Raw genomic sequence first — 12,176 nt, 5'->3', positions numbered from 1 at the left:
GCGAATCTTTATATGACTGAAAGGGATTGGTTATGAAGCTAAAAATGCTTGCTGTCGGTGTTCTGGTATCTTTACCGCTTTGGGCGAGTGCCAAAGATGTCACGATTATTTATACCAACGATCTCCATGCCCATGTCGAACCTTATAAAGTGCCATGGATTGCCAATGGCACACGAGATATTGGCGGTTGGGCCAATATCTCGGCGATGGTGAAGCAGGAGAAAGCGAAAAATAGCGCCACCTGGTTTTTGGATGCTGGCGACTATTTCACCGGGCCATATATCAGCAGCCTGACCAAGGGGAAGGCGATTATCGATATCATGAACACCATGAATTTTGACGCTGTCACCATGGGTAATCATGAATTCGATCACGGTTGGGACAATACGCTGCTGCAACTGAGCCTGGCAAAGTTTCCGATCGTGCAGGGCAACATCTTTTACCAAAACAGCAGCAAAATGTTCTGGGATAAGCCTTACACCATTATTGAAAAAGATGGCGTAAAGATAGGCGTGATTGGCCTGCACGGCGTGTTTGCTTTTGATGATACGGTTTCCGCTGCGACACGTGTCGGGATCGAGGCGCGGGATGAAGTGAAGTGGTTGCAACGCTATATCGATGAGCTGAAAGGCAAAGTCGATCTCACCGTGGCGCTGATCCATGAAGGCACGCCAGCGCGTCAGTCCAGTCTGGGGGGCACCGATGTACGCCGTGCGCTGGATAAAGACATCCAGACTGCAGGCCAGGTGCAGGGGTTGGACATCCTGATCACCGGTCATGCGCATGTGGGCACGCCGGAGCCGATTAAAGTAGGTAACACCCTGATTCTGTCTACCGACAGCGGCGGCATTGATGTGGGTAAACTGGTGCTGGATTACCAGCAAAAACCGCATCAATTTACCGTGAAGAACTTCGAGCTGAAAACCATTTTTGCTGATGAGTGGCAGCCAGACCCGCAGACGAAACAGGTCATTGATGGCTGGAATAAAAAGCTCGATAAAGTGGTGCAGCAGACGGTTGCCAACGCGCCGGTTGAGCTGACGCGTGCTTACGGTGAATCTTCTTCGCTGGGAAATCTGGCGGCAGATGCGTTGCTGGTTGCGGCGGGTAAAGATACCCAGTTAGCGCTCACTAACTCGGGCGGCATCCGGAATGAAATCCCTGCTGGAGTCATCACCATGGGCGCAGTCATTAGCACCTTCCCGTTCCCGAATGAGCTGGCAACCATGGATCTCACCGGGAAGCAGTTACGTAGCCTGATGGAGCACGGCGCGGGTTTAAGCAACGGTGTATTGCAGGTGTCCAAAGGACTGGAGATGAAGTATGACAGCAGTAAACCGGTTGGTCTGCGGGTTAGCGTATTGACGTTAAACGGCAAACCCATTGAGGATGCCACGGTTTATCACATTGCCACCAATAGCTTCCTGGCGGACGGCGGTGATGGTTTCACGACATTTACTGAAGGCAAAGCGCGTAACACATCCGGCGGTTACTATGTCTCTAATGCGGTCGTGGATTATTTCAAAGCGGGAAATACGCTGACGGATGAGCAACTCAAAGGCATGCGTGTGGAAGATGTGAAACCGTAGTGAGGTCAGGCCAGCAGATATTCCGCTGGCCTTTGTTTTAACCTCTGTGGGAGGCAAACACCTCTTTTGCGGCGAACAGGCCGTTTAGTGCTGCCGGGAATCCCGCATAAACAGCCATCTGCATCATCACTTCAATAATCTCTTCCTGCGTCAAGCCAACGTGCAGCGCGGCGGCGATGTGTACCTTAAGCTGCGGTGCGGCGTTACCCATGGCGGTGAGCGCGGCGACGGTGGCAATTTCTCTACTGCGTAAATCCAGCCCCGGCCTTGAATAGATGTCGCCAAAAGGAAATTCAATCAGGTATTGGGCGAAGTCTGGCGCAATATCCTGCAGACTTTCGACTACCGCATCTCCGCCTTTTCCATCAACCTGTTGCAGCATTCTCTGACCGGTTAAATAGCGTTCTGAATCCATGATAATCACCTCGTGAGTTCGTGTACGGCATGAGGATAGAGCGTGCGGAATGATTGGGGTAATACCGTTTCCGTGATACCTTTTCGGTATGACAACATCGCCTTTGCACTCTCTGGACATCCGCCTTCTACGCTATTTTTCCGTGGTGGCGGAAGAGAACAACATGAGTCGAGCGGCGCAGCGTTTATTTATGTCGCAGCCGCCGCTGAGTCGCCACATTCGCCAGCTTGAAGAGCGCCTGGGGGTGACGCTTTTTGTCCGTCATACCCGTGGACTTACGCTGACGGAGGACGGCCAGCGCGTACTTGAAATCGTGCGCCCGCTATTGGCGCTACAGGATAAAACCTGGGCGGCGTTGAGTCAGATAGCGAAAACGGGAGAGCAATCTCTGCGCTTAGGGCTAAGTACAGCGTTTGAGCAGGGTGTTTTTGCGGCGCTTGAGTCGCAGCTTGCTACGCGTGTACAGAAGCTACATATTGTCCGTCATGGTTCGCCTGAACTGGCGCGTCAGGTGCGTCGGGGAAAACTGGATGCAGCGCTGGTGGCGCTACCGCTTGAAAATTCGGGTCTTAGCGTCACGCCGCTCGGCTGGCAAGAATCGATGATCGCCGCCTTACCCGCGCTCTGGCCAGAGGCGGCTCTGCCTTCGCTCTCGTTAACGTCGCTGAACCACCGACCGCTGTTCTGGTTCAAACGTGAACGTAACCCTGCTTTTTTTGATTACACTCGACACATTTTTCGTCGTGCTGGTTACTCTCCTGCACTTATTGAGGAGCCAATGGAACATGACGTGCTGCTGGCACGGATCGCGCAGGGTGACGGTCTGAGCCTGGTTCCGGCCTCCTTTTCCGCTATCCAGCGTCAGGGTGTGATCTTCCTTCCGCTTACTGATACAGAATTGCGGCTTAGCATGGGGTTAGCGACGCTGCCTGAGAACGTAACAAAAGTAGAGTGGCTACAGACGGTCGTGACGCAATCCCTCACCATTTCAAGCTGATGTGAATTTTTTTCACGTTGGCTGAGTATTCCTCACCTTTAACGATGATTTTTGTGTTGACGCCAGCATGCTTTTCCGTCATTTTTACATCTAGACGTCTAAACGTATAGCAGTTCACAACACAACATATAACGACAAAAGATTGATGAGGTAAGGTATGAGCTTTTTTCACGCCAACCAGCGGGAAGCCCTGAATCAGAGCCTGGCAGAAGTGCAGGGTCAGATTAACGTTTCGTTTGAGTTTTTCCCGCCGCGCACCAGTGAAATGGAGCAAACCCTGTGGAACTCCATCGATCGCCTGAGCAGCCTGAAGCCGAAGTTTGTTTCAGTTACTTACGGTGCAAACTCTGGTGAGCGCGACCGTACGCACAGCATTATTAAAGGCATTAAGGATCGCACAGGTCTTGAAGCGGTCCCGCACCTGACATGCATTGATGCGACCCGCGATGAGCTGCGTACCATTGCTCGGGACTACTGGCAAAACGGTATTCGTCATATTGTTGCCCTGCGCGGCGATCTGCCGCCGGGAAGCGGTAAACCGGATATGTATGCTTCCGACCTGGTGACTCTGCTGAAAGACGTTGCAGACTTCGATATCTCCGTTGCGGCTTACCCGGAAGTGCACCCGGAAGCGAAAAGCGCTCAGGCCGATTTGCTGAACCTGAAGCGTAAGGTTGATGCCGGTGCAAACCGCGCGATCACCCAGTTTTTCTTCGATGTAGAAAGCTATCTGCGCTTTCGCGATCGCTGTGTGTCTGCGGGAATCGATGTGGAAATTATTCCGGGCATCCTGCCGGTATCTAACTTTAAGCAGGCGAAAAAATTTGCTGACATGACCAACGTCCGCATTCCTGCGTGGATGTCGACCATGTTTGATGGTCTTGATGATGACGCGGAAACCCGCAAGCTGGTGGGCGCAAATATCGCCATGGATATGGTGAAAATTCTCAGTCGCGAAGGGGTGAAGGATTTTCACTTCTATACCCTCAACCGTGCCGAGATGAGCTACGCTATTTGTCACACACTGGGTGTAAGACCTAACTAAACAGATGCCCCAGCCCTCTACGGAGGGCTTTTTGTTGATCATTTTGATCTACATCTCTGTAACTTAAAATATAAAAGGAATTAGCTATCGAATCTGTGGGTTATTTCGACTATATCTTATCTCTGGTGGTGTATATCGTAGTCAGAACACTGTAAAGGGAGCATATAGATGAGCATGTCCGACGATAGCCAAAACGCATCAACTGCCGGTAAGTGTCCTTTTCATCAAGGCGGTCACGATCAGAGCGCGGGAGCAGGAACGAATAACCGCGACTGGTGGCCAAATCAACTCCGCGTTGATCTTTTAAACCAACATTCCAACCGTTCGAACCCGCTGGGTGAGGACTTCGACTACCGCAAAGAGTTTAGTAAACTCGACTATTCTGCCCTGAAAGGGGATCTCAGAGCCCTTCTGTCCGAATCTCAACCGTGGTGGCCCGCTGACTGGGGAACCTATGCCGGATTGTTTATCCGCATGGCATGGCACGGCGCGGGAACCTATCGCTCTATCGATGGACGCGGTGGAGCGGGTCGCGGACAGCAGCGTTTTGCACCACTGAACTCCTGGCCGGACAACGTCAGCCTTGATAAAGCACGTCGTCTGCTGTGGCCAATCAAGCAGAAATATGGTCAGAAAATTTCCTGGGCCGACCTGTTTATCCTCGCGGGTAACGTGGCGCTGGAAAACTCAGGTTTCCGTACCTTTGGCTTTGGTGCCGGTCGTGAAGATGTCTGGGAACCGGATCTCGACGTAAACTGGGGTGATGAAAAAGCCTGGCTGACTCACCGTCACCCGGAAGAGCTGGCAAAAGCGCCGCTGGGCGCCACCGAAATGGGCCTTATTTATGTGAACCCGGAAGGGCCGGACCATAGCGGCGAACCGCTTTCTGCGGCAGCGGCTATTCGCGCGACCTTCGGTAACATGGGGATGAACGACGAAGAAACCGTGGCGCTGATTGGCGGCGGTCATACGTTGGGCAAAACCCACGGCGCAGCAGCGGCATCGCACGTTGGCGCCGATCCAGAATCCGCACCGATTGAAGCGCAGGGCCTGGGTTGGGCCAGCAGCTACGGTAGTGGCGCGGGCGCGGATGCAATTACTTCTGGTCTGGAAGTGGTGTGGACGCAGACGCCTACCCAATGGAGCAATTATTTCTTCGAGAACCTGTTCAAATATGAGTGGGTGCAGACTCGCAGTCCGGCAGGCGCGATTCAGTTTGAAGCGGTTGACGCGCCAGAAATTATTCCCGATCCGTTTGATCCGTCGAAAAAACGCAAGCCGACGATGCTGGTTACCGACCTGACGCTGCGTTTCGATCCTGAGTTCGAGAAGATCTCTCGCCGTTTCCTGAACGATCCGCAAGCGTTCAACGAAGCGTTTGCCCGTGCGTGGTTTAAACTGACGCACCGCGATATGGGGCCAAAATCGCGTTACATTGGCCCGGAAGTGCCAAAAGAAGATCTGATCTGGCAAGACCCGCTGCCGCATGCGTTCTTCAACCCAAGCGAAGAAGATATCCTGAAGCTGAAGGCGACCATCGCTGCTTCCGGACTGTCCGTGGGCGAACTGGTATCGGTAGCGTGGGCTTCGGCATCGACTTTCCGTGGCGGGGATAAACGTGGCGGCGCTAACGGTGCGCGTCTGGCGCTGGACCCACAACGCGGCTGGGATGTGAATGCCACCGCGGCACGCGTTCTGCCTGTGCTGGAAGGTATTTATAAGTCTGCCCATACTGCCTCGTTGGCCGATATTATCGTGCTGGCCGGTGTTGTCGGTATCGAGCAGGCGGCTAGCGCTGCGGGCGTCAGCATCAAGGTACCTTTTGCGCCGGGTCGTGTGGATGCGCGTCAGGATCAAACGGATATTGAGATGTTTGAACTGCTTGAGCCGATTGCCGATGGTTTCCGTAACTACCGCGCTCGTCCTGACGTGTCGACCACCGAGTCGCTGCTGATCGACAAAGCGCAGCAGTTGACACTAACCGCACCGGAAATGACCGTGCTGGTGGGCGGTATGCGCGTACTGGGCACCAACTTTGATGGCAGCCAGCACGGCGTCTTTACCGATCGCCCTGGCGTACTCAGCACTGACTTCTTTGTCAATCTGCTGGATATGCGTCATGAGTGGAAGGCGGTTGATGAGTCACAAGAGCTGTTTGAAGGTCGTGACCGTTCGAGCGGCGAAGTAAAATACACCGCAACTCGCGCCGATCTGGTGTTTGGTTCTAACTCTGTACTGCGCGCAGTGGCTGAAGTTTATGCCTGCAGCGATGCTCACGAGAAGTTCGTGAGAGATTTCGTTGCCGCATGGGTGAAAGTGATGAACCTGGATCGTTTCGATCTGCTGTAACAGACCATGCCGGATATCGCTTGTGCGGGTCCGGCATAGTATGAACAAAAAATCCCCGCAATTGCGGGGATTTTTATTGGTCGGTTATTCCCACTCTTGCAGGTAACGTTGACCGTACTGGTCAGCCACCAGCAGGGCGGCATACACCTGGTCCGGCGTTGCGCCGCCAGGCATGTTGTGGATGGTTTCGCCTTCGGCACAGGCAGCTTCAGCCACAATGCGCATTTTCGCCGGAATATCCTGTTTGATGTCCAGTTGCGCCAGGGTAATCGGCAGGCCAACGGAATGACACAGCGCCGCAACGGTTTCAATTTCATCGACCGGCGCATTTTCCAGGACCAGTTGCGTCAGCGTGCCGAAAGCCACTTTCTCGCCGTGGTAATAGTGATGCGCATCCGGGATTGCCGTCAGGCCGTTATGGATGGCGTGCGCCGCTGCCAGACCGCCGCTTTCAAAACCGACGCCGCTCAGATAGGTGTTGGCTTCAATAACGCGCTCCAGCGCAGGCGTTACCACGTGCTGCTCGGCAGCCAGCATCGCTTTTTCACCTTCTTCTATCAGCGTATTAAAGCACAGCTCAGCCAGCGCCAGCGCCGCCTGAGTGCACTGACCGCCCGCCATGGTGGTTGCGCCGCTGCGTGAACAGGCGCGCGCTTCGAACCAGGTCGCCAACGCATCGCCGATGCCCGCGGCTAACAGACGCGCCGGTGCGCCCGCGACAATTTTGGTATCAACAATGACCCTGTCCGGGTTATTGGGCAGCAGCAAATAGCGATCGAATTCACCGGCATCGGTGTAAATAACGGACAGCGCGCTGCACGGTGCATCGGTAGAGGCGATGGTTGGCGCAATGGCGACAGGCACGCCCATAAAGTGCGCTAGCGCTTTGGCGGTATCCAGCGTTTTACCGCCGCCAATACCAAGTACTGCGCCACATTGCGCTTTTTCTGCCACGCCGCGCAGACGGTCGATTTCGTTTTGTGAACACTCGCCGCCAAATGGTGCAATCTCCAGCGCCAGTCCGGCATCCTGGAAGCTTTTTTCCAGTGCGCCCTGGGCAAAGCCTAAGACAAACTTGTCCCCAACGACCAGCCAGCGCTCTGCCAGTGGTTTGAGGTAGTTGCCAAGACGGGTAATAACATCGGCACCCTGGATGTACTTACCAGGTGATTGAATAATGCGATCCATACTTTATTTCCCTCACAGGTTGATGTGACCAAATGTATTGTTCCAGTCATGTTCAAACTTCTCTATTGCTGACTCTACCGCAGGGGTATTGAGCATTTGTTGCGCTACGTCTAATGGCAGGGTGATTGCTTCGCATCCTGCCAGTAAGCAATCCAGCGCCTGACGAGGGGTTTTAAAGCTGGCTGCCAGTACCATGCTGTTTGGCGCATGCAGTTCCAGTAACGTTTGCAGTTCTTGTACCGTGCGAATTCCGTCGCCGCCCTGCGCGTCAATACGGTTAACGTAAGGCGCGATATATTTCGCCCCCGCCAGCGCTGCCAGCAGCCCCTGAGAGGCACTGTACACGGCGGTTCCCAGCGTGGTGATACCCTCTTTTTTCAGCATCTTGATCGCGGCCAGACCTTCGGATGTCACCGGGATTTTTACCACCAGACCGGGGACCGCGTTGCTCAGACGTTTGGCTTCCTCCACCATGCCTTGTGCGTCGCGGCTCATGGTTTGGGCAAACAGAATGCCCTCTTCGCCAATGGCGTTTTGCAGGCGCGGCAGCACATCCCAGATGGATTCTTTGTTTGCTGCCACAATGCTTGGGTTGGTGGTGACACCCGCGATTGGGAAGATGCGTGCCAGACGTTCGACTTCCGCGACGTTGGCGGTATCAAGGTAAAGTTCCATACAAAAACACCCTCTTTAAAGTTCAAGTTCATGTTGCAGCAGGCTGGCGATAGCGTCGGCAGAGGCGGCGTTAACCAGCGCGTTACGGAATTCTTCATGCATAATGCGCCGTGCCAGACGCGAGAAAATACGCATATGCTGGTCGCCAGCGGCGTGTTTGTTGAGCGTCAGCATAATAATGAACTGCGCATCATCATCACCCCAACGTACCGGCGCTTGCAGGCGCGCTACGCTGATAGTGGACTGCTCAATATGTTCTGATTTGCTGTGTGGAATGGCGAAGCTAAAACCTAATCCGGTAGAGAAGACCGCTTCGCGCGCCCACAGATCGGCTTCCAGTTTACGCGGATAGCGGCAACGACCTGCCAGCAGGAGGTTGTCGGTCATCCCTTTGATGACCTCCTCTTTACTACGCCAGTCGCTATCCAGCGTGATGCACTCGGCGGTAACCAGAGGGGTATCCTGTTGAGTCATGCGGAACTGAGCCAGCAGATGTTCGACCTCCAGCGACGTTCGACACGCCATTGCTTGATTCAGCAACTGACGGCAGGCGCGGCTGTCAAGTTGCGCCATCCGCGCTTTGGCGGCGGGAATGGAGGGAGCGCTCATGCTGATCTCGTCCAGACCCAGTCCCACAAGCAGCGGTAGCACTGAACCTTTAGCGCCAAGTTCGCCGCACAGGCCAATCCATTTCCCCTGACGATGTACCGCCTGTACGGCGTAATCCAGTGCACGCAAGAAGGCTGGATTCAGGCTGTTGTAATGGCGGGTAACTTTGGCGTTGTCGCGGTCGACCGCCAGCAGGTATTGCGTCAGGTCATTACTGCCAATACTAAAGAAATCAATTTCTTCGCAGCATTGATCGATGATGAACATCACTGACGGAACCTCCAGCATGATACCGAGCGGGATCTTCTCATCAAACGGGATGTGTTCAGTACGCAGTTGCTGTTTGGCTTCGGCCAGCTTCTCTTTGACCCACAGGATCTCTTCCATAGAGGAGATCATTGGGATCATGATTTTCAGGCTACCGTGCGCTGATGCGCGCAGGATCGATCGCAGTTGTGTGGTAAACAAAGCGGCGTATTCTTCATAGATACGCACCGCGCGATAACCGAGGAACGGGTTGGCTTCGGCAGGAATATTCAGGTAATCAACGGGTTTATCACCGCCGATATCCATGGTGCGCACAATGATGCTGCGTCCCTGCGCGGGCTCCAGCGCCTGGCAGAAAATGTTGTATAGCTCGTTCTCATCCGGGGCGCAGGTACGGTCCATATACAGCATTTCCGTGCGGAACAGGCCAACCGCTTCCGCACCGTTGCCAAAGGCTGCTTGCGCTTCCACGGAATGGGCGATGTTGGCGGCGACTTCCATGCGGATGCCATCACCCGTGCGCGCCTCCTGGGTCAGCCAGATACGTTGTTGTTCTCGAATGGCATCCTGGATACGGGCTTCCTGCTGGTAGTAACGTACGACGGATTCATCAGGGGCAACAATGACCGCTCCTGCGTTACCATCGATATAAACCGTTTGCTGCAGCCATGGCATCAAGGATTCAATATCCACGCCAACCAGCGTAGGAATGTTGAATGACCGGGCGAGAATCACCGTGTGTGAAGTGGTACCGCCGCTTTTTAACAGCAAGCCTTTCAGCAATGTTTTGTCCAGTTCGAGGAACTGGCTCGGTGTGAGCTCGTCCGCCATACAGACCGTAGGCTGGGTTAGTTTTCCCGGCGCAGGGAAACGCTGCTCTCCATAAATTTGCTGCAGAAGCTGGAAGCAGACATCGCGCACATCCAGCGCACGTTCCTGTAAATAACTGCTGCTGGAGCGGGCGAATTCATCACAAAAATGTCCGGCACTTTCGACAATCGCCTGGGCGCAGCTTAACCCGCGAGATACTCCAGCGAGCAGGTGCTGACGCAGTGAGAGGTCGCTTGCCAGCGAGCGGTGTGCTTCCAGAATCGCACTGGTTGCGCCGTCGCTGTCGAGTAACCGAAACGCAATATTCTTCATCAGCAGCGTTAAGCCGTTATCCAGTGCCGCCTGCTCGGTTTCAATATCTTTAGCGGATGGGAGATTGTTAAGGGCGTTGAGATCCAGCGAAGAGAGCAGACTAAGTACGCCTCCCGCACTGCCGCTGCAGACGGTGCGAGCGCGAAAAAGCTGTGGGTTTAGATTGGTGAGGGATGCAGGAAGTGGCTCCAGCTCGTTGCTTTTGGCTTCCGCTAGCGGTGCATCGCAGTGTGGAAATTCATTACGTAACCATTGGGTTAAATGCTGGTGGGCTGCCTGTTCATCTGCACCGGAAATCAGCAACTGGCAGCTATCACCCGCCAGAGTATCGGTGCCAATCAGTGCCAATGCGCTCTTGGCGTTACCCCTACGTTCGGTACGCAGGTTGTGCCACTCAATGTGCGAAGTAAAGGTGTTGCACTGCGTTTCTATGTGACTTGCCGGGCGCGCATGTACGCCATTGGGCAGCTCACAGGTAAATTCCACAATCAGGGCCATAGCCTCATCTCCCATAACGATTTCTCGCTACAGGATAAAAGGGCAACGCCTGAACCTGCCATCTGACAAATCTGCCAAAAACTGGATAAATGTAATGTAACCATCAAAGTGAGATATCCCTCACAAGTCAGCATGTCCTCTATAAATTCCGAGAAACTACAAGTTATGAGGCGGATCGCATTTTTGCGCTGACATTACAAAAGTCCAGCAAATGGCCTTTTTATCCACTGTTTGCGCCGCGTCGGATTGCCTATTGTTTTCCGCAACAAGTTTATGGATATGGGCTTTAGGCAGCCTGGGAGCGACTTATGAAAGAGTTGGTACAAATCCTGAAAAATACCCGTCAGCACCTGATGACAGGTGTTTCGCATATGATCCCCTTCGTAGTCGCGGGTGGAATTTTGCTGGCGGTCTCCGTCATGTTGTATGGCAAGGGCGCGGTACCGGATGCGGCGACCGATCCTAATCTCAAGAAACTGTTTGATATTGGCGTCGCAGGGCTGACGTTGATGGTGCCATTCCTTGCCGCTTACATTGGTTATTCCATTGCTGAACGTTCTGCTCTCGCCCCTTGTGCGATTGGCGCATGGGTGGGAAACAGCTTCGGCGCAGGTTTTTTCGGCGCGCTAATTGCCGGGATTATTGGCGGTATCGTCGTCCATTATCTGAAGAAGATCCCCGTACATAAGGTGTTGCGATCGGTAATGCCTATCTTCGTTATTCCTATTGTCGGCACCTTTATCACCGCAGGCATCATGATGTGGGGCCTGGGAGAACCCGTTGGCGCGTTAACCACTAGCCTGACCGAGTGGCTGCAGGGTATGCAGCAGGGCAGCATCGTGCTGCTGGCGGTAATTATGGGACTGATGTTGGCCTTCGATATGGGTGGGCCGATTAACAAAGTTGCCTACGCCTTCATGCTGATTTGCGTGGCGCAGGGTGTTTATACCGTGGTGGCAATCGCCGCGGTAGGGATCTGCGTGCCGCCGCTGGGCTTAGGTTTGGCGACGCTGATTGGTCGTAAGAATTTCTCTTCTGAAGAACGTGAAGCCGGTAAAGCCGCGCTGGTGATGGGCTGCGTTGGCGTAACGGAAGGCGCAATTCCTTTTGCTGCCGCCGATCCGCTGCGCGTTATCCCATCCATTATGGTGGGTTCGGCCTGCGGCACGGTAACCGCCGCGCTGTTTGGTGCGCAGTGTTATGCCGGCTGGGGCGGGCTGATTGTTCTGCCGGTCGTGGAAGGAAAATTGGGTTATATCGCGGCGGTTGCCGTAGGGGCTGTAGTGACCGCAGTGTGCGTTAACGTACTGAAAAGTCTGGCGCGGAAAAAAGTGTCTCAGGTCGACCAGAAAGAAGACGACCTGGATTTAGATTTTGAAATGAATTAAGTGAGGAATGAGT

The 12,176-nt window shown here is 54.0% G+C and carries 9 protein-coding genes; 5 read left to right on the top strand and 4 right to left on the bottom strand.

Annotation, left to right across the window (positions count from 1 at the left end; translation table 11 throughout):
* Positions 1–32 precede the first annotated feature (32 nt).
* Positions 33–1,589 carry a bifunctional UDP-sugar hydrolase/5'-nucleotidase gene (locus HV037_RS23130; RefSeq protein WP_181500160.1) on the top strand — a complete coding sequence of 519 codons (1,557 nt, stop codon included), beginning with the start codon at positions 33–35 and terminating at the stop codon, positions 1,587–1,589.
* 37 nt (positions 1,590–1,626) lie between these two features.
* Here the strand turns inward: HV037_RS23130 and HV037_RS23125 are convergent, their stop codons facing one another.
* Positions 1,627–2,004, bottom strand: coding sequence for a carboxymuconolactone decarboxylase family protein (locus HV037_RS23125; protein ID WP_016157923.1), 378 nt, complete (start codon positions 2,002–2,004; stop codon positions 1,627–1,629).
* 88 nt (positions 2,005–2,092) lie between these two features.
* On the opposite strand from HV037_RS23125, the gene HV037_RS23120 reads away from it, so the two are divergent.
* The 3 genes from HV037_RS23120 (at position 2,093) to katG (ending at position 6,395) form a co-directional block, all read left to right on the top strand.
* Complete coding sequence (locus HV037_RS23120) at positions 2,093–3,001, top strand: LysR family transcriptional regulator (RefSeq protein WP_103284375.1); 909 nt, start codon at positions 2,093–2,095, stop codon at positions 2,999–3,001.
* A 157-nt stretch (positions 3,002–3,158) separates the two neighbouring features.
* The gene (gene metF / locus HV037_RS23115) at positions 3,159–4,046 is read left to right on the top strand and encodes a methylenetetrahydrofolate reductase (protein ID WP_103284374.1); all 888 of its coding nucleotides are present in this window, start codon (positions 3,159–3,161) and stop codon (positions 4,044–4,046) included.
* Between the two features lie 168 nt (positions 4,047–4,214).
* Complete coding sequence (katG, locus tag HV037_RS23110; protein ID WP_016155274.1) at positions 4,215–6,395, top strand: catalase/peroxidase HPI; 2,181 nt, start codon at positions 4,215–4,217, stop codon at positions 6,393–6,395.
* Between the two features lie 84 nt (positions 6,396–6,479).
* On the opposite strand, the gene HV037_RS23105 is transcribed toward katG, so the two are convergent.
* From HV037_RS23105 to ptsP, 3 genes are read right to left on the bottom strand one after another with little or no spacing between them, the layout of a single operon-like run.
* On the bottom strand, positions 6,480–7,583 hold the full coding sequence (locus HV037_RS23105) for a glycerol dehydrogenase (protein WP_016155275.1): 1,104 nt from the start codon (positions 7,581–7,583) through the stop codon (positions 6,480–6,482).
* 12 nt (positions 7,584–7,595) lie between these two features.
* Positions 7,596–8,258: a fructose-6-phosphate aldolase gene (gene fsa, locus HV037_RS23100; RefSeq protein ID WP_019077903.1), complete on the bottom strand. Its 663-nt coding sequence runs from the start codon at positions 8,256–8,258 to the stop codon at positions 7,596–7,598.
* A gap of 15 nt (positions 8,259–8,273) precedes the next feature.
* Positions 8,274–10,775: a phosphoenolpyruvate--protein phosphotransferase gene (gene ptsP, locus HV037_RS23095; protein ID WP_029139689.1), complete on the bottom strand. Its 2,502-nt coding sequence runs from the start codon at positions 10,773–10,775 to the stop codon at positions 8,274–8,276.
* A 308-nt stretch (positions 10,776–11,083) separates the two neighbouring features.
* Between ptsP and HV037_RS23090 the strand changes: the two genes are divergently transcribed.
* A complete protein-coding gene (locus HV037_RS23090) occupies positions 11,084–12,163 on the top strand; it encodes a PTS fructose transporter subunit EIIC (protein WP_003825153.1) in 1,080 nt (359 codons plus the stop codon).
* The last annotated feature ends 13 nt before the right edge of the window (positions 12,164–12,176 follow it).

It is taken from the genome of Citrobacter sp. RHBSTW-00017, from assembly GCF_013797615.1.
Classification (GTDB): domain Bacteria; phylum Pseudomonadota; class Gammaproteobacteria; order Enterobacterales; family Enterobacteriaceae; genus Citrobacter; species Citrobacter braakii.
The sequence above is the reverse complement of the archived record's forward strand: the minus strand, read 5'-3'. Positions and strand labels throughout refer to the sequence as shown.

Coding starts and splice junctions, on each gene's coding strand:
- metF (WP_103284374.1), top strand. CDS start 3,159: ATGAGCTTTTTTCACGCCAACCAGCGGGAAGCCCTGAATCAGAGCCTG.
- HV037_RS23090 (WP_003825153.1), top strand. CDS start 11,084: ATGAAAGAGTTGGTACAAATCCTGAAAAATACCCGTCAGCACCTGATG.
- HV037_RS23130 (WP_181500160.1), top strand. CDS start 33: ATGAAGCTAAAAATGCTTGCTGTCGGTGTTCTGGTATCTTTACCGCTT.
- ptsP (WP_029139689.1), bottom strand. CDS start 10,775: ATGGCCCTGATTGTGGAATTTACCTGTGAGCTGCCCAATGGCGTACAT.
- HV037_RS23120 (WP_103284375.1), top strand. CDS start 2,093: ATGACAACATCGCCTTTGCACTCTCTGGACATCCGCCTTCTACGCTAT.
- fsa (WP_019077903.1), bottom strand. CDS start 8,258: ATGGAACTTTACCTTGATACCGCCAACGTCGCGGAAGTCGAACGTCTG.
- katG (WP_016155274.1), top strand. CDS start 4,215: ATGAGCATGTCCGACGATAGCCAAAACGCATCAACTGCCGGTAAGTGT.
- HV037_RS23125 (WP_016157923.1), bottom strand. CDS start 2,004: ATGGATTCAGAACGCTATTTAACCGGTCAGAGAATGCTGCAACAGGTT.
- HV037_RS23105 (WP_016155275.1), bottom strand. CDS start 7,583: ATGGATCGCATTATTCAATCACCTGGTAAGTACATCCAGGGTGCCGAT.